Below are 16,213 nucleotides of genomic sequence, written 5' to 3'. Positions count from 1 at the left end.
ATAAAAGCCAGATCGGTGATGGCCGATCTGGCTTGGGCGTCGTTCAGATCCTTGCGCTGCTGCGGCGCGCAGTGCGCGCCGCACGCCGCTTAGTAGCGGTACGCGTCGGGCTTGAACGGGCCTTCGACAGTCACGCCGATGTACTCGGCCTGCTGTGGGGTCAGCTGGGTGACTACACCGCCGAAGCCGCGGACCATTTCCAGGGCCACTTCTTCGTCGAGCTTCTTGGGCAGCACTTCGACGGTCAGGCGCTCGGCCTTCTTCGCAACTGGCAGCTCGGCGAACTTCTGCTCGAACAGGAAGATCTGCGCCAGTACCTGGTTGGCGAACGAGCCGTCCATGATGCGGCTCGGGTGGCCGGTGGCATTGCCCAGGTTCACCAGACGGCCTTCGGCCAGCAGGATCAGGTAGTCGTCATTCTGCGGATCGAAGGTGCCGGCGCCGGTGCGGTGGATCTTGTGCACCTGTGGCTTGACCTCTTCCCATGCCCAGTTCTTGCGCATGAAGGCGGTGTCGATCTCGTTGTCGAAGTGACCGATGTTGCAGACCACTGCGCGCTTTTTCAGGGCCTTGAGCATGTTGGCGTCGCAGACGTTGACGTTACCGGTGGTGGTGACGATCAGGTCGATGCGGCCCAGCAGGTCCTTGTTGATGCCGGCTTCGGTGCCGGTGTTGATACCGTCCTTGAACGGCGAAACCACTTCGAAGCCGTCCATGCAGGCCTGCATGGCGCAGATCGGGTCGACTTCGGTGACCTTGACGATCATGCCTTCCTGACGCAGGGACTGGGCCGAGCCCTTGCCCACGTCGCCGTAGCCGATCACCAGGGCCTGCTTGCCCGACAGCAGGTGGTCGGTGCCGCGCTTGATGGCGTCGTTCAGGCTGTGACGGCAGCCGTACTTGTTGTCGTTCTTGCTCTTGGTGACCGAGTCGTTGACGTTGATCGCCGGGACTTTCAGCTCGCCTTTGGCCAGCATGTCCAGCAGGCGGTGCACGCCAGTGGTGGTCTCTTCGGTCACGCCGTGGATCTTGTCCAGCATGGCCGGGTATTTCTTGTGCAGGATTTCGGTCAGGTCACCGCCGTCGTCCAGAACCATGTTGGCGTCCCAGGGCTGGCCATCTTTCAGGATGGTCTGCTCGATGCACCACTCGTACTCCTGCTCGGTTTCGCCTTTCCAGGCGAACACCGGGATACCGGCAGCGGCGATGGCGGCAGCAGCCTGGTCCTGGGTGGAGAAGATGTTGCAGGACGACCAGCGCACTTCGGCGCCCAGGGCGATCAGGGTCTCGATCAGCACGGCGGTCTGGATGGTCATGTGGATGCAGCCGATGATCTTCGCGCCCTTGAGCGGTTGCTCGGCTTGATACTTGCGGCGCAGGCCCATCAGTGCGGGCATTTCCGATTCGGCGATGATGACTTCCTTGCGGCCCCAGTCGGCCAGGGAGATGTCGGCGACCTTGAAGTCGGAAAAACCAGCGGGCGTGTTTACAGCGCTCATGAAGAGCCTCCATTCGTAGTGTGCGAATGGGCGCCGTTGTGCGTTGAGCGTCCGCAGCAGCGGACAACGCCCCATCCGAGCCTGACAGGTGAACCTGCTGCAGCGCCCCTCGGACAGGTGGCGGGATGACCACCGCAGCGGGTGGCCATTGGAAAACGGCGAGATTATAGCCGCGCCCGTGTGACACACCCAAGACTTTCTGTCGATTTATCGCGACGATAGTCGATGTTCAATGGAGGCTGACCGGCGGGTCTGCCATCATTACCCCACGTCAGTCAGGCACGTCAGGAGTTGTAATGAATTTCCACACGCGCAAATGGGTAAAACCCGAAGACCTCAATCCCAACGGCACCTTGTTCGGTGGCAGCCTGTTGCGCTGGATCGACGAGGAAGCGGCGATCTACGCCATCGTCCAGTTGGGCAACCAGCGGGTGGTGACCAAGTATATTTCCGAGATCAACTTCGTCAGCGCCTCGCGCCAGGGCGAGATCATCGAGCTGGGTATCACCGCCACCGAGTTCGGTCGCACCTCGATCACCCTGCAGTGCGAAGTGCGCAACAAGATCACCCGCAAGAGTATCCTCACCGTCGACAAGATGGTCTTCGTCAATCTGGGCGAGGATGGCCTGCCGGCACCGCACGGGCGCACCGAGATCAAGTACATCCAGGATCAGTTCCCGGATTCGGCGGTGGAGTAGAGCTGGAAACCGTGCGGCGCACTTCGCGCGCTTGCCCGCCAAGTGCGCGCCATCGTAATCACGGCTGGGCGCTTACCCGTCGCACCACCTTGCCGATTGTCAGCCCCTGCACCAGGATCGACGACAGCACCACGATGTAGGTGATCGACAGCAACAGGTCGCGTTCGTCACCCACCGGCAGCGACAGCGCCAGGGCCACCGATACACCCCCGCGCAAGCCTCCCCAGGTCAGTACCCGCACCGTGCCACGCGGCACCTCGCGCCAGCGCCGCAGCAAGACGATGGCTGGTGCCACGGTCAACAGGCGCGATGCCAGCACCGCGACCGCAAGCACGCCACCCGCTGCCAGGTGCAGCCAGTTGAACGGCAGCAGCAACAGCTCCAGGCCGATCAGGGCGAAGAGCAGGGCGTTGAGCATGTCGTCGATCAGCTCCCAGAAACCGTCCATGTAACGACGGGTCATGTCGTTCATCGCCAGGTTACGCCCCAGGTTGCCGATGATCAGGCCGGCTACCACCATGGCGATCGGCGCCGACACGTGCAGTTCGTAGCACATGGCCGAGCCACCGATCACCAGTGCCAAGGTCAGCATCACCTCCACCTGATACTGCTCGATGCTCTTGATCATGCGGTAGGTGGCGTAGCCGATCAGCCCACCGAACACCACGCCGCCTACGGCTTCGCGGGCGAACAGGATGGCGGTGTCGGAAACGCTTGGCGTCTCGCCGAGCTGAATGATGCCCAGCAGCACGGTGAACACCACCACCGCGGTGCCGTCGTTGAACAGCGACTCACCGACGATGGTGGTCTTCAGCGGTTTGGAGGCGTTGGCGGTACGCAGTGCACCGAGCACCGCGATGGGGTCGGTCGGCGAGATCAGCGCGCCGAAGAGCAGGCAGTAGATCAGCGGTACGTCCCAGCCGAACATCGCGAACACCCAGTGGGCGAGATAGCCGATTACCACGGTAGCGATCAGAACGCCGATGGTGGCGAGCAGGCCGATTGGCCAGCGGTAGCTGCGCAGGTCGCCGAGGTTGACGTGCAACGCGCCCGCGAACAGCAGGAACGACAGCATCCAGTGCATCAGCAGGTCATTGAAGTCGATCTGGTTCATCAAGCCTTCGACGCGTTCCTCCAGGCCGGGAAAGCCGATCAGGCTCAGGCCTTGCAGGATCAGTGAGAACAGCAGGGCGGTGACCATCACGCCGATGGCGGGCGGCAGGCCGATGAAACGGTAGTTCACATAGGTGAGGAGGGTGGTAAGGCAGATGAACGCGGCAACTAATTCAAGCATCCTGAATCCTGTGACAATGGCTTCCAAGTCGTAACCCGAACAGCTCGGGCAGTTCTTTGATGGCCTGACGGAGCACTCGGGACACACCTTATGACCGGAATTATCAGGATCGTTCCTCAATTCACGGCTGAAGCCGCGCCTACAGGCGCTGCCCGGATCGCGTATATAGTGACGCGAGTCTTGTTCAAGGAACCTTCCGCGTGCTGGCAACTTCCCTCGTCCTGATCGCTGCCCTGCTGCATGCCACCTGGAACACCCTCATCAAGTTCAGCGCAGAACGCCTGCTGGTGATCGCCAGCATGGACGCGGTGGCGCTGGTCTTCGCGGTGCTCGCGGTGGCGTTCGTCGAGCCCCCTCCGGCCGCGATCTGGCCGTGGCTGCTGGCCTCGGCGCTGGCCGAGCAGGTCTATCGTGTCCTGCTGATCAAGGCCTACCGGGTCGGTGACCTGGGCCTGGTCTATCCTCTGATGCGTGGATTGTCGCCGCTGGTGGTACTGGGGCTGACCCTGGCTTTCGCCGGTGAGTCGCTGAGCGGCCAGCAGATCATTGGCATCCTGCTGATCCCCTGCGGCATGGCTTGTCTGCTCTGGCAGGGCGGTGGCGGTGATCGGTTGCCCTGGTCGATGCTGCCGGTGGTGGCGCTGATCGGCCTGTGCATCGGCTGTTACACCTGGTTCGACGGCCAGGCGGTGCGCCTGTGGGGTAAACCGTGGGACTACCTGGTCTGGCTCACTCTGCTGAGTGCCTGGCCGTTCCCGGTGCTGGCGGGCGTGGCCCGACGTGCACCCTTCGTGCTGTTCTGGCGCAGCCAATGGCGACTCGGGTTGGCGGTCGGGCTGTGTGTATTGCTGAGTTATGCCCTGGTGTTGTGGGCCATGCATCTGGGGTCGGTGGCGGAGGCGGCGGCGCTGCGGGAGGTCAGTGTGATCCTGGTGGTGCTGTTGGGCATGCGCTATCTCAAAGAACCTTTTGGCGGCCCGAGACTCCTAGCTTGCGGGCTGGTCCTGGCAGGCATGCTGGTGATGAAGCTCTGACCTTTCTGAACGAGGAGCCTGTCCATGACCGTTGCCCTGTGGTGCATCCTGATCGCCCTGGTCCTGCCGCCTTTGTGCGCATTGATTGCCAAAGTCGCCAGTGGCCGTTTTGGCTTGAGCGACAACCATGATCCGCGAGCCTTTCTCGACACGCTCTCGGGCCTGCCTCGGCGCGCCAATGCGGCGCAGCAGAACGGCTACGAGGCGTTTCCAGCCTTTGCCGCAGCGGTGCTGGTGGCGGATATCGTCGGCAACGCCGAGCAGGTGACCCAGGATGTGCTGGCGGTGCTGTATATCACCAGCCGCCTGCTGTACATCATCTGCTACCTGGCGGACTGGGCGGCGTTGCGCTCGCTGGTGTGGTTCGCCGGGTTGGCGTTGATCGTGTCGTTGTTCGTCGTATCGGCGTGAAGCCATCGCGGGCTTGCCCCGCGATAGCTCAACCCCCGATCACGGCACCTTCGGCACTTCAGGCAGCGCAGCCCCCTTGGGCCACAGCATCCAGATCTGCCCCTGTTGCTTCATGTTCCCAGCCAGCTCGCCGGCCTCGGGGCCGGTCCCCCAGAACAGGTCGGCGCGCACCTCGCCGGTGATCGCGCCGCCGGTGTCCTGCGCACCTACCGGGCGCACCACCGGCGAGCCATCCGGCCGGGTGGTGGACAGCCACAGCAGGCTGCCCAGCGGAATCACCTTGCGGTCGATGGCCACGCTGTAGCCCGCGGTCAATGGCACGTTGAGCGAGCCGCGCGGGCCTTCGTCGCTGTCGGGGCCTGCTGCGAAGAACACATAGCTCGGGTTGCTTGCCAGAAGCTCCGGCACCCGCTGTGGGTTGGCCTGGGCCCAGGCGTGGATGCTGCCCATGGTCACGTCTTCTTTCTTCAACTGGCCCTGGTCCACCAGCCAGCGGCCGATCGGTCGGTAAGGGTGGCCGTTCTGGTCGGCGTAGCCCAGGCGCAGCTGGCGGCCGCTCTCCAGTTGCACGCGACCGGAGCCCTGGATCTGCAGGAACTGCAGGTCCATCGGGTCGGTCAGCCAGGCCAGCACCGGCGCCTTCACACCCTGGCGGTTGATCACTTCGGCGGTGTCGTAGGGCTTGAGCACACGACCTTCGATACGACCGCGAAGGCGTTTGCCCTTGAGCTCCGGGTATACGCTGGCCAGGTCGACCACGATCATGTCGTCGGGAGTGCCATAGACGGGGACCTGGGCTTGTGCCGTGCGCGTCAGGCTGCCTGGGTAGACCGGTTCGTAGTAACCGGTGATCAGGCCGTTGGCGTTGTTCTCGGCGGAGCGCAGGCCGTAGACCTGCAGGTTCTGTTGCAGGAAGGCACGTACCTGGGCCGGATCGCCCGGCACCGCAGCCGCCGCGCTGCACGTCGCAGCCCAGACCGGGTCGCGCTTGAGTTTCTCGCAGCCGTTGCGCCAGGCCTGGAAGCCTGCGACCAGGTCGCTGTCAGTGACGCTCGGCAAATCTTGCCAGGTGGCACCGGCATAGGTGGCGATGGCGTGGGGCTCGGGCTTGGTGCCCTCGCCGCCGTTGCAGCCGGCCAGCAGGGCCAAGGCCGGGAGCACCCAGGCCAGAGGGCGCAAAGCAGATTTCATAAGCGGGGTCCTGTTATGGGCGGAGATGAACATTCGCCCTTGTCTTTTGTGTGGCTATTGGTCTTTGCCCGACGGGCGGCGATACTGGCGGCCCGTTCATGCAGGCCGAAGAGACCGTGATGTTCAAGCGATTGACCGTAGTACTGCTCGCCACCCTGACGCTGACCGCTTGCGAGCGTGTCGATCCGAACTCGCCATTGGGCCAGCGCAAGGCAATCTTCAAGGACATGCTCAAGACCAGCGAAGACCTGGGCGGCATGTTGCGCGGCCGCTTGCCGTTCGATGGGGGGAGGTTCGCCGAAGGGGCGGTAAAGCTCGATACCCTGGCCCACGAACCCTGGCAGCACTTCCCGCAGGCTCGTGACGGGGGAGATAGCAGCGCCCGGCCTGAGGTCTGGGAGCGCCAGGCGCGTTTTCATGACCTGGCCCGCCAGCTCGAGAGCGTTACCGGCGACCTGGTCGGTGTGACCCGCAGCCAGCCATTGGATGCTGCTGGGCTGAAGGCACCGATGGACCGCGTCGAGGCTGCGTGCAAGGCCTGTCATACCGAGTTTCGCAATCATTGATGGTCTGCGGTGCCCTGTGTGGGAGCGACCGCGTTTGCCGTTGGCCTCAGCGCTCGAGTTCGTCGACCGCTTCCTGCAGTTCCTTCTTGGCGTCGGCGAGCTTTTCCTTGCGCTTGTTGATCTTCTCCGAGTCGCCCTTCTTCATGGCCTTGTCCAGGTCCTTGGTGCGCTGGTTCACTTCATGCCGGGCGTCGAGCACCTTCTGCTCGCGCTCCTTGCGCAGGCTGCTATCGGTGCAGTTGGCCGTGACTTCGCTCAGGGCTTTTTCCAGGCCTGCGACCTGGGCACTGTTGTTGTGCGCGCGGGCTTCGCTCAACTGGTTTTCGATGGCGCTGCGCTTGGCGGCGCAGCCGGTGAGACCGGGCTCGGGCTGGGCGGCCTGCAAGGGGCCGGCGGCCAGGCCGACGGCAGCCAGCAGAACGAGCGTGGAAACTGATTTCATGAACTAGAGCCTCTTTTCAGGGCAGGGCGGCAAAAAGGGAAATCCTGCCCTGATTTTGCCCATTTGGAAACCGCAATGGACTGATCGCTGGCAAGAAGAGGAAAGTACCTACGTAATCAGTGCATTACACGGACTTGCAGTAATTTCTGGAAACGAAAAAGCCCCTGTCGATCACTCGCCAGGGGCTTTTGTCAGGCCGGGTGTTTACAGGCCGGCAGCGTCGCGCAGGGTGGCGGCGCGGTCGGTGCGCTCCCAGGTGAAGGTGGTGAAGGTGTCGTCACCCACGGTCTTCTGCTGCGGCTCACGGCCGAAGTGACCGTAGGCGGCAGTCTCCTGGTACATCGGGTGCAGCAGGTCGAGCATGGTGGTGATCGCGTAGGGGCGCAGGTCGAAGCACTCGCGCACCAGCTGGATGATCTTGTCGTCGGACACCTTGCCGGTACCGAAGGTGTTGATCGAGATGGAGGTCGGCTGGGCTACGCCGATAGCGTAGGAGACCTGGATCTCGCAACGTTCGGCCAGGCCTGCAGCGACGATGTTCTTGGCCACGTAGCGACCGGCGTAGGCGGCGGAGCGGTCGACCTTGGACGGGTCCTTGCCGGAGAACGCGCCACCACCGTGACGGGCCATGCCGCCGTAGGAGTCGACGATGATCTTGCGGCCGGTCAGGCCGCAGTCGCCCACCGGGCCGCCGATGATGAAGTTGCCGGTCGGGTTGATGTGGTACTGGGTGCCCTTGTGCAGCAGTTCGGCCGGCAGGGTGTGCTTGACGATCAGCTCCATCACCGCTTCCTGCAGGTCTTTCTGCGACACTTCAGGGTTGTGCTGGGTCGACAGGACCACCGCGTCGATGCCGACCACCTTGCCGTTCTCGTAGCGGCAGGTGACCTGGGACTTGGCGTCCGGGCGCAGCCACGGCAGCAACTTGGACTTGCGCGCTTCGGCCTGACGCTCGACCAGACGGTGCGAGAAGCAGATCGGCGCAGGCATCAGCACTTCGGTTTCGTTGCTGGCGTAGCCGAACATCAGGCCCTGGTCGCCTGCGCCCTGGTCTTCCGGCTTGGAGCGGTCGACGCCCTGGGCGATGTCCACCGACTGCTTGCCGATGATGTTCATCACGGCGCAGGTGGCGCCATCGAAGCCGACGTCGGAGCTGTTGTAGCCGATGTCGATGATGACCTTGCGCACCAGGTCTTCCAGATCGACCCAGGCCGAGGTGGTGACTTCGCCGGCGATGATGGCGACACCGGTCTTGACCAGGGTTTCACAGGCTACGCGGGCGTATTTGTCCTGGGCGATGATGGCGTCCAGGACCGCGTCGGAAATCTGGTCGGCGATCTTGTCCGGATGCCCTTCGGACACGGACTCGGAAGTGAAAAGGGAGTATTCGCTCATCTCGAGGGGTTCCTAAAATTTACCGATGTGTGTGTCGCCAGCGGCCCGCTGGAAATGGCGGACCTGAATCTGGAAACCGTTACGCAAGCCAACATAGAGGCTGTCCCCGGGGATCAGCCCCGCAGCATTGGCCCAACGGGCCAGGTCGTCCTGCTCGAAGCCAAGCCAGAGGTCGCCGCAGGCGTCCCGCGCCCACCCCTGGTCATGGCTGCACAGCTCGGTGACCAGCAGGCTGCCGCCCGCCTTCACCCGTTTGGCCAGCAGGCGCAAGGCCAGGGCCGGGTCGCTGAAATGGTGCAGGACCATGTTCAGCACAACGCAGTCGGCTTCCACATCCGTTGCACCCAGTGCATCGGCCAACTGCAGGATTACATTATCCAGGCCTTCACGTTCGCAGACCTGGCGCGCCAGCTCGAGCATGGTCGGGCTGTTGTCCATCGCCGTGACCTGGGCGAAGCGCTGCGCCAGGTCGGGCAGGAAGCCGCCATCGCCGGGGCCAACCTCCAGGGCGCTGGCGTCGCTGCCAAAGCTCAGCTTGTCGAGCAGGGACAGCAGGCTTTCGCGGTATTGCGGCACGCCGGCGATCAGGTCCTGCTGGGCACGGAATTTTTCTTCGACGCGCTGGAAAAAGTCTTGGCTGGTGGCCGCGCGGCGCTGCTGCACCTGGGCAATACGCGCCTGCACATCGTCCGGCAGGGCCAGTTCGTCGACTTCTTCGAGCAGGGCCGCGTGCAGGCGTCCGCCCTGGCGCAGGCTGTCGGGCAGGGCGCGGCGATAGAAGATCGCATTGCCTTCGCGACGCGTGGCCACCAGTTCGGCCTGGGCCAGCACCTTAAGGTGGTGGCTCATGCCGGACTGGCCGATATCGAAGATCTGCGCCAGCTCCAGTACGCCGAACGAGTCGCTGGCCAGGGCGCGCAGGACATTCAGGCGCAGCGCATCGCCACTGGCCTTGCACAGGGCAGCCAGTGCGTCGCTTTGCTGGGGTATCGCTTGCGCACGCAGGTTCATGGGGCGGCAGTCTAGACAGGCATCGTTGCCCTGGCAAGGCAATATCAAAAAGTTTTGATATTGCCTGATGGGTGGCTGATGCCTGGCTCCGGGGGCTGTGTGGGCGGGTTCACTCGCGCAAAGCATGAGGCTGGTCCCACGTTTTTTACCCGAAGTGCCAGCCAATCACAGGAAAAATCCCCGACTGCGACCATCCGTCATTGCCCCCAAGGCCCCCAGTGGGCGAAAATGGCCGCCTTTTTTCGTTTCACCACTTATTCAAGCCTCAGGAGATAAGCGATGCCCAGCCGTCGTGATCGTGCCAACGCCATTCGTGCCCTCAGCATGGATGCCGTGCAAAAGGCCAACAGCGGCCATCCAGGTGCCCCCATGGGCATGGCGGATATCGCCGAAGTGCTTTGGCGCGACTACCTCAAGCACAACCCGAGCAACCCGAATTTCGCCGACCGTGACCGCTTCGTGCTGTCCAACGGCCATGGCTCGATGCTCATCTATTCGCTGCTGCACCTGACCGGCTACGACCTGTCCATCGATGACCTGAAGGCGTTCCGCCAACTGCACAGCCGTACCCCGGGCCACCCGGAATATGGCTACACCCCAGGCGTCGAGACCACCACTGGCCCGCTCGGCCAGGGCATCGCCAACGCGGTCGGTTTCGCCCTCGCCGAGAAAGTGCTGGCAGCGCAGTTCAACCGTGAAGGCCACCAGATCGTCGACCACAACACCTACGTGTTCCTGGGCGATGGCTGCATGATGGAAGGTATTTCCCACGAAGTCGCCTCGCTGGCCGGCACCCTGGGCTTGAACAAGCTGGTCGCCTTCTACGACGACAACGGCATCTCCATCGACGGCGAAGTCCACGGCTGGTTCACCGACAACACCCCGGCGCGTTTCGAAGCCTACAACTGGCAGGTCATTCGCAACGTCAACGGCCACGACGCCGAAGAAATCAAGATGGCGATCGAGACCGCGCGCAAGAGCGACCGTCCGACCCTCATCTGCTGCAAGACCATCATCGGTTTCGGCTCGCCGAACAAGCAGGGCAAGGAAGACTGCCACGGCGCGCCGCTGGGCAACGACGAAATCGCCCTGGCCCGCAAGGAACTGAACTGGAACCACGGCCCGTTCGAAATTCCGGCCGACATCTACGCCGAGTGGGACGCCAAGGAAGCCGGTGCCAAGGCCGAAGCCGAGTGGAACCAGCGTTTCGACGCCTACGCCAAGGCTTTCCCTGAACTCGCCGCCGAGTTCAAGCGCCGCGCTGCTGGCGACCTGCCGGCCGACTTCGCCGAGAAGGCCCAGGCCTACATCAATGAAGTCGCCGCCAAGGGCGAGACCATCGCCAGCCGCAAGGCCAGCCAGAACACCCTCAACGCTTTCGGCCCGCTGCTGCCCGAGTTCCTCGGTGGTTCGGCGGACCTGGCCGGTTCCAACCTGACCCTGTGGAAAGGGTGCAAGGGCGTCGAGGCCAATGACGCCAGCGGCAACTACGTGTTCTACGGCGTGCGCGAGTTCGGCATGACCGCCATCATGAACGGCGTGGCGCTGCACGGCGGCCTGGTGCCTTATGGCGCCACCTTCCTGATGTTCATGGAATATGCCCGCAACGCGGTGCGCATGTCGGCCCTGATGAAGCAGCGCGTCATCCACGTCTACACCCACGACTCCATCGGTCTGGGCGAAGACGGCCCGACTCACCAGCCGATCGAGCAACTGACCAGCCTGCGCAGCACGCCGAACCTGGACACCTGGCGTCCGGGTGACGCGGTCGAGTCGGCCGTTTCCTGGAAAGCCGCCCTGGAGCGCAAGGACGGCCCTTCGGCGCTGATCTTCTCGCGTCAGAACCTGCAGCACCAGGAGCGCAGCGCCCAGCAGATCGCCGACATCGCCCGTGGCGGCTACGTGCTCAAGGACTGCGCCGGCGAGCCTGAGCTGATCCTGATTGCCACCGGTTCCGAAGTGGGCCTGGCGGTCCAGGCATTCGAAAAGCTCAGCGAGCAGGGCCGCAAGGTCCGCGTCGTGTCGATGCCAAGCACCAGCGTGTTCGACGCCCAGGACGCTGCCTACAAGCAGTCGGTACTGCCGTTGGAAGTGGGTGCGCGTATCGCCATCGAAGCTGCCCATGCCGACTTCTGGTACAAGTACGTCGGCCTCGAAGGCCGCGTCATCGGCATGACCACCTACGGCGAATCGGCCCCGGCCGCCGCGCTGTTCGAGGAGTTCGGCTTCACTCTGGAGAACATCCTGGGTACCGCCGAAGAGCTGCTGGAAGACTGATGTAACGATCTGCGGGCGGTGTCGCCCTTGTTCGCGGGCAAGCCCGCTCCCACAGAGGTTGCAATTGACCTTGTGGGAGCGGGCTTGCCCGCGAATGCCGCACCGCAAATCCTGCAGACTGACGACAATCGATCTGTTTCGTGAGCGCTGAATGTCCCACCCTCGTCCCTACAAAGTTGCACTCAACGGTTACGGCCGCATCGGCCGCTGTGTCCTGCGCGCACTGTTCGAGCGGGGGGCGAAGGCCGGTTTCGAGATCGTTGCGTTGAATGACCTGGCCGACCAGGCCAGCCTGGAGTACCTGACGCGCTTCGACTCCACCCACGGGCGGTTCCCCGGCGAGGTGAGCGTTGACGGCGACTGTCTGCATATCAATGGCGACTGCGTGAAAGTCATGCGCAGTGCCACCCCTGAAGGCATCGACTGGGCCGCGCTGGGCATCGACCTGGTGCTGGAATGCTCCGGTGCCTACAACACCCGCGCCGATGGCCAGCGTTTTCTCGACGCCGGTGCGCCGCGCGTGCTGTTCTCGCAGCCGATGGCCAGCGAGGCAGATATCGATGCGACGGTGGTCTACGGTATCAACCAGCATCGCCTGACCGGCGACGAACTGCTGGTCTCGAACGCCTCCTGCACCACCAACTGCGGTGTGCCGCTGCTGCGCGTGCTGGACCAGGCTTTCGGCATCGAGTACGTGCAGATCACCACCATCCACTCGGCGATGAACGACCAGCCGGTGATCGACGCCTACCACCACGAAGACCTGCGCCGTACCCGTTCGGCGTTCCAGTCGGTGATCCCGGTGTCCACTGGTCTGGCGCGCGGCATCGAGCGCCTGTTGCCGGAACTTGCCGGGCGAATCCAGGCCAAAGCGGTACGCGTGCCGACCGTCAACGTCTCGTGCCTGGACATCACCCTGCAGACTGCCCGTGACACTACGGCTGCCGAGGTCAACCGGGTGCTGCGCGAGGCGGCGCTGGACGGCCCGCTCAAAGGCCTGCTGGCCTACACCGAACTGCCCCATGCCAGCTGTGATTTCAACCATGACCCGCATTCGGCCATCGTCGATGCCAGCCAGACCCGCGTCTCAGGCCCCCGCCTGGTGAACCTGCTGGCCTGGTTCGACAACGAATGGGGGTTCGCCAACCGTATGCTCGACGTTGCCGAACATTATCTGCACGTCGTCCACCAAACCCGCAGCAAACAGCCCTGAAGGACTGCATTCATGACCGTGTTGAAGATGACCGACCTCGACTTGCAAGGTAAGCGCGTACTGATCCGCGAAGACCTCAACGTGCCTGTGAAGGACGGTGTGGTAACGAGCGATGCGCGTATCCTGGCTGCGCTGCCGACCATCAAGCTGGCCCTGGAAAAGGGTGCTGCGTTGATGGTCTGCTCGCACCTGGGCCGCCCGACCGAGGGCGAGTTCTCCCAGGAAAACAGCCTCAAGCCGGTCGCCGACTACCTGAGCAAGGCCCTGGGCCGTGCGGTGCCGTTGGTCGCCGACTATCTCGACGGCGTCGAGGTCAAGGCCGGTGAGGTGGTGCTGTTCGAAAACGTACGCTTCAACAAGGGCGAGAAGAAGAACGCCGACGAGCTGGCGCAGAAGTACGCCGCCCTGTGCGACGTTTTCGTCATGGACGCCTTCGGCACCGCCCACCGCGCCGAGGGTTCCACCCACGGTGTAGCCAAGTTCGCCAAGGTCGCCGCTGCTGGCCCGCTGCTGGCGGCCGAGCTGGACGCCCTGGGCAAGGCCCTGAAGGCGCCGGCCAAACCCATGGCGGCCATTGTTGCCGGTTCCAAGGTCTCGACCAAGCTCGACGTGCTCAACAGCCTGTCGACCGTCTGCGACCAGCTGATCGTCGGCGGCGGCATCGCCAATACCTTCCTCGCCGCGGCCGGTCACCCGGTCGGCAAGTCGCTGTACGAGCCTGACCTGGTCGAGACCGCCAAGGCCATCGCCGCCAAGGTCAGCGTACCGCTGCCGGTCGATGTGGTCGTTGCCAAGGAGTTCGCCGAGAGCGCCGAAGCCACCGTCAAGGCTATTGCTGACGTGGCCGCCGACGACATGATCCTGGATATCGGCCCGCAGACCGCCGCCAACTTCGCCGAGCTGCTGAAGTCGTCGAAGACCATCCTGTGGAACGGTCCGGTCGGTGTATTCGAGTTCGACCAGTTCGGCAACGGCACTAAAGTGCTGGCCAAGGCCATCGCCGAAAGCGCCGCGTTCTCCATCGCGGGTGGTGGCGACACCCTGGCGGCCATCGACAAGTATGGCGTTGGGGCTGATATCTCCTACATTTCTACCGGTGGCGGTGCGTTCCTCGAATTCGTCGAGGGCAAGGTCCTGCCTGCCGTGGCAATCCTGGAAGAACGGGCCAAGGCCTGATAGTGACGGCGCCTGGCAAAGGGAGCGACCTGATGGTCAAGCAATTGCCTGTGATGATCGTGGCCTTGTTGCTGGGTGCCTGCTCCAGTGGCGGCGCCCCGCAAAGCGAGCCCGCCGGCGAGCCAAAGGGCGGCTGTTACCAGTCGCAGTGGCAGGCGGAGACGGTGCCGGTGATCAACAAGCGCCTGGGGCCGGACGGGTTGGAGAAGTACGACGAAGAACACCAGCGCAAGGCGCCCGGCTGCCCTTGATCGGACAGCGGGCAACCGATGGGCTGTTTTGTGGTCTTGAACAGAGGAGCGGCGGTGCGGCCTTCGCGGGCAAGCCGCACCACCGACTTCGAAGCGAGGATACTCAATGAAAGCGCTGCTGGCCGTACTGGCCCTGGCGACCCTGGCAGGCTGCTCCCTGCTGCAACCGTCGCAACCTGCCGCGACGGACAACTGGACCCGCTGGGTCTGCGACAGCCAGGCCGAAGTGCTGTGGCGCTTCGCCGATGCCGCGCAGCAGTCGGTCGATGTCCGCCTCGGCGGCGCTGACCAGGTCTACCGGCTCAAGGCCGAGCCCGGCGCCTCGGGCGCGCTGTACAGCGATGGCGTGCTTGCCTTCCACACCAAGGGTAATGAAGGCCTGGTGTACTGGGAAGCGACCAACGATCTGATTGGGCGGGGCTGCAAGGCACCGTGATTGGCCGGACCGCGACGGTGGTCCACAACTACTTGAACAGCAACCGCCCCTGCGGCAGGCTTGCACGAAACAACGACGCTTGTCGGGAGAGAGATACACAATGGCACTCATTAGCATGCGCCAGATGCTGGACCACGCCGCCGAGTTCGGCTACGGCGTTCCAGCTTTCAACGTCAACAACCTCGAGCAGATGCGCGCCATCATGGAAGCCGCCGACAAGACCGACTCTCCGGTCATCGTCCAGGCCTCCGCCGGTGCTCGCAAGTACGCCGGTGCTCCCTTCCTGCGTCACCTGATCCTGGCGGCGATCGAAGAATTCCCGCACATCCCGGTGTGCATGCACCAGGACCACGGCACCAGCCCTGACGTGTGCCAACGTTCGATCCAGCTGGGCTTCAGCTCGGTAATGATGGACGGCTCGCTGCGCGAGGACGGCAAGACCCCGTCCGACTACGAATACAACGTGCGCGTCACCCAGCAGACCGTGGCATTCGCCCACGCCTGCGGTGTATCGGTGGAAGGCGAGCTGGGTTGCCTGGGCAGCCTGGAAACCGGCCAGGCCGGTGAAGAAGACGGCGTCGGCGCCGAAGGCATCCTGGACCACAGCCAGATGCTGACCGACCCGGAAGAGGCTGCCGACTTCGTCAAGAAGACCCAGGTCGATGCCCTGGCCATCGCCATCGGCACCAGCCACGGCGCCTACAAGTTCACCAAGCCGCCTACCGGCGACATCCTGGCGATCGACCGCATCAAGGCGATCCACCAGCGTATCCCCAACACTCACCTGGTGATGCACGGTTCCTCGTCGGTTCCGCAGGACTGGCTGGCGATCATCAACGAGTTCGGCGGCGACATCAAAGAGACCTACGGCGTGCCGGTCGAAGAGATCGTCGAAGGCATCAAGCACGGCGTGCGCAAGGTCAACATCGACACCGACCTGCGTCTGGCGTCCACGGGCGCGATTCGTCGCTTCCTGGAGCAGAACAAGTCCGAGTTCGACCCGCGCAAGTACTTCGCCAAGACCGTCGAAGCCATGCGTGACATCTGCATCGCGCGTTACGAAGCCTTCGGTACCGCTGGCAACGCGTCGAAGATCAAGCCGGTTTCGCTGGATGAGATGTACCTGCGTTACGCCAAGGGCGAGCTGGCCGCAAAGGTCAACTGATCCGCTGATGGCCTGGCAGAAACCCGCAGAAATGCGGGTTTTTTTATGGCCGGACGGTGGGACATATGCAAAAGCCAAGGCGCTCTGACCATTAGTCGGCTATTTTCACTTTATCCATTGATAGCGAACTGATTGCATTGCGTCCTGCAAAGTC

Annotated in this window: 16 protein-coding genes and 1 riboswitch; of the genes, 10 read left to right on the top strand and 6 right to left on the bottom strand. The window is 63.5% G+C overall.

The features are described from left to right. Positions 1–89: 89 nt before the first annotated feature. On the bottom strand, positions 90–1,499 hold the full coding sequence (gene ahcY, locus ACMGGG_RS21665; RefSeq protein ID WP_414154408.1) for an adenosylhomocysteinase: 1,410 nt from the start codon (positions 1,497–1,499) through the stop codon (positions 90–92). A gap of 21 nt (positions 1,500–1,520) precedes the next feature. Then, a riboswitch (S-adenosyl-L-homocysteine riboswitch) is annotated at positions 1,521–1,616 on the bottom strand. Positions 1,617–1,795: 179 nt separating this feature from the next. Here ahcY and ACMGGG_RS21660 point away from each other — a divergent pair. Beyond that, the gene (locus ACMGGG_RS21660) at positions 1,796–2,197 is read left to right on the top strand and encodes an acyl-CoA thioesterase (protein WP_054894823.1); all 402 of its coding nucleotides are present in this window, start codon (positions 1,796–1,798) and stop codon (positions 2,195–2,197) included. Between the two features lie 58 nt (positions 2,198–2,255). Here ACMGGG_RS21660 and ACMGGG_RS21655 read toward each other — a convergent pair whose 3' ends face one another. Then, positions 2,256–3,491 (bottom strand): cation:proton antiporter, encoded by a 1,236-nt coding sequence (locus tag ACMGGG_RS21655; protein WP_065863852.1) that lies wholly within the window; start codon positions 3,489–3,491, stop codon positions 2,256–2,258. Positions 3,492–3,691: 200 nt separating this feature from the next. Between ACMGGG_RS21655 and ACMGGG_RS21650 the strand changes: the two genes are divergently transcribed. Together ACMGGG_RS21650 and ACMGGG_RS21645 are read left to right on the top strand one after the other, a co-directional pair. Next, a complete protein-coding gene (locus ACMGGG_RS21650; RefSeq protein WP_054894821.1) occupies positions 3,692–4,525 on the top strand; it encodes a DMT family transporter in 834 nt (277 codons plus the stop codon). Between the two features lie 24 nt (positions 4,526–4,549). Beyond that, the gene (locus ACMGGG_RS21645) at positions 4,550–4,936 is read left to right on the top strand and encodes an MAPEG family protein (RefSeq protein ID WP_054894820.1); all 387 of its coding nucleotides are present in this window, start codon (positions 4,550–4,552) and stop codon (positions 4,934–4,936) included. Positions 4,937–4,975: 39 nt separating this feature from the next. Here the strand turns inward: ACMGGG_RS21645 and ACMGGG_RS21640 are convergent, their stop codons facing one another. Further along, on the bottom strand, positions 4,976–6,127 hold the full coding sequence (locus tag ACMGGG_RS21640) for a murein transglycosylase A (protein WP_414154407.1): 1,152 nt from the start codon (positions 6,125–6,127) through the stop codon (positions 4,976–4,978). A 119-nt stretch (positions 6,128–6,246) separates the two neighbouring features. On the opposite strand from ACMGGG_RS21640, the gene ACMGGG_RS21635 reads away from it, so the two are divergent. Further along, complete coding sequence (locus ACMGGG_RS21635; RefSeq protein WP_414155832.1) at positions 6,247–6,693, top strand: c-type cytochrome; 447 nt, start codon at positions 6,247–6,249, stop codon at positions 6,691–6,693. A gap of 46 nt (positions 6,694–6,739) precedes the next feature. Here ACMGGG_RS21635 and ACMGGG_RS21630 read toward each other — a convergent pair whose 3' ends face one another. The 3 genes from ACMGGG_RS21630 to ACMGGG_RS21620 form a co-directional block, all read right to left on the bottom strand. Further along, complete coding sequence (locus tag ACMGGG_RS21630) at positions 6,740–7,135, bottom strand: DUF1090 domain-containing protein (protein WP_054894818.1); 396 nt, start codon at positions 7,133–7,135, stop codon at positions 6,740–6,742. Positions 7,136–7,339: 204 nt separating this feature from the next. Continuing rightward, positions 7,340–8,530 (bottom strand): methionine adenosyltransferase, encoded by a 1,191-nt coding sequence (gene metK / locus ACMGGG_RS21625; protein ID WP_063546518.1) that lies wholly within the window; start codon positions 8,528–8,530, stop codon positions 7,340–7,342. 12 nt (positions 8,531–8,542) lie between these two features. Beyond that, entirely contained in the window at positions 8,543–9,541 is a 999-nt protein-coding gene (locus ACMGGG_RS21620) for a metalloregulator ArsR/SmtB family transcription factor (RefSeq protein ID WP_063546517.1), read from the bottom strand. A gap of 279 nt (positions 9,542–9,820) precedes the next feature. Between ACMGGG_RS21620 and tkt the strand changes: the two genes are divergently transcribed. From tkt to fba, 6 genes are all read left to right on the top strand, one after another. Continuing rightward, a complete protein-coding gene (gene tkt, locus ACMGGG_RS21615) occupies positions 9,821–11,818 on the top strand; it encodes a transketolase (protein ID WP_063546515.1) in 1,998 nt (665 codons plus the stop codon). A gap of 151 nt (positions 11,819–11,969) precedes the next feature. Further along, entirely contained in the window at positions 11,970–13,031 is a 1,062-nt protein-coding gene (epd, locus tag ACMGGG_RS21610; protein WP_054895473.1) for an erythrose-4-phosphate dehydrogenase, read from the top strand. Between the two features lie 12 nt (positions 13,032–13,043). Continuing rightward, complete coding sequence (locus ACMGGG_RS21605) at positions 13,044–14,207, top strand: phosphoglycerate kinase (RefSeq protein ID WP_063546513.1); 1,164 nt, start codon at positions 13,044–13,046, stop codon at positions 14,205–14,207. After that, complete coding sequence (locus ACMGGG_RS21600) at positions 14,207–14,458, top strand: hypothetical protein (RefSeq protein ID WP_371105668.1); 252 nt, start codon at positions 14,207–14,209, stop codon at positions 14,456–14,458. The genes ACMGGG_RS21605 and ACMGGG_RS21600 overlap by 1 nt, the downstream gene beginning before the upstream one ends. Before the next feature lie 106 nt (positions 14,459–14,564). Continuing rightward, positions 14,565–14,894 carry an MliC family protein gene (locus tag ACMGGG_RS21595; protein ID WP_054895470.1) on the top strand — a complete coding sequence of 110 codons (330 nt, stop codon included), beginning with the start codon at positions 14,565–14,567 and terminating at the stop codon, positions 14,892–14,894. A gap of 100 nt (positions 14,895–14,994) precedes the next feature. Beyond that, a complete protein-coding gene (fba, locus tag ACMGGG_RS21590; protein WP_009399343.1) occupies positions 14,995–16,059 on the top strand; it encodes a class II fructose-bisphosphate aldolase in 1,065 nt (354 codons plus the stop codon). Positions 16,060–16,213: the final 154 nt, after the last annotated feature.

It is taken from the genome of Pseudomonas sp. BNK-44-b (genome assembly GCF_047456245.1).
GTDB classification, from domain to species: domain Bacteria; phylum Pseudomonadota; class Gammaproteobacteria; order Pseudomonadales; family Pseudomonadaceae; genus Aquipseudomonas; species Aquipseudomonas machongensis.
The sequence above is the reverse complement of the archived record's forward strand: the minus strand, read 5'-3'. Positions and strand labels throughout refer to the sequence as shown.

Excerpts from the sequence above, each read along its gene's own strand:
- ahcY (WP_414154408.1), bottom strand. The coding sequence starts at position 1,499 with ATGAGCGCTGTAAACACGCCCGCTGGTTTTTCCGACTTCAAGGTCGCC.
- ACMGGG_RS21660 (WP_054894823.1), top strand. The coding sequence starts at position 1,796 with ATGAATTTCCACACGCGCAAATGGGTAAAACCCGAAGACCTCAATCCC.
- ACMGGG_RS21655 (WP_065863852.1), bottom strand. The coding sequence starts at position 3,491 with ATGCTTGAATTAGTTGCCGCGTTCATCTGCCTTACCACCCTCCTCACC.
- ACMGGG_RS21645 (WP_054894820.1), top strand. The coding sequence starts at position 4,550 with ATGACCGTTGCCCTGTGGTGCATCCTGATCGCCCTGGTCCTGCCGCCT.
- ACMGGG_RS21640 (WP_414154407.1), bottom strand. The coding sequence starts at position 6,127 with ATGAAATCTGCTTTGCGCCCTCTGGCCTGGGTGCTCCCGGCCTTGGCC.
- ACMGGG_RS21635 (WP_414155832.1), top strand. The coding sequence starts at position 6,247 with ATGTTCAAGCGATTGACCGTAGTACTGCTCGCCACCCTGACGCTGACC.
- ACMGGG_RS21630 (WP_054894818.1), bottom strand. The coding sequence starts at position 7,135 with ATGAAATCAGTTTCCACGCTCGTTCTGCTGGCTGCCGTCGGCCTGGCC.
- metK (WP_063546518.1), bottom strand. The coding sequence starts at position 8,530 with ATGAGCGAATACTCCCTTTTCACTTCCGAGTCCGTGTCCGAAGGGCAT.
- ACMGGG_RS21620 (WP_063546517.1), bottom strand. The coding sequence starts at position 9,541 with ATGAACCTGCGTGCGCAAGCGATACCCCAGCAAAGCGACGCACTGGCT.
- tkt (WP_063546515.1), top strand. The coding sequence starts at position 9,821 with ATGCCCAGCCGTCGTGATCGTGCCAACGCCATTCGTGCCCTCAGCATG.
- epd (WP_054895473.1), top strand. The coding sequence starts at position 11,970 with ATGTCCCACCCTCGTCCCTACAAAGTTGCACTCAACGGTTACGGCCGC.
- ACMGGG_RS21605 (WP_063546513.1), top strand. The coding sequence starts at position 13,044 with ATGACCGTGTTGAAGATGACCGACCTCGACTTGCAAGGTAAGCGCGTA.
- ACMGGG_RS21595 (WP_054895470.1), top strand. The coding sequence starts at position 14,565 with ATGAAAGCGCTGCTGGCCGTACTGGCCCTGGCGACCCTGGCAGGCTGC.
- fba (WP_009399343.1), top strand. The coding sequence starts at position 14,995 with ATGGCACTCATTAGCATGCGCCAGATGCTGGACCACGCCGCCGAGTTC.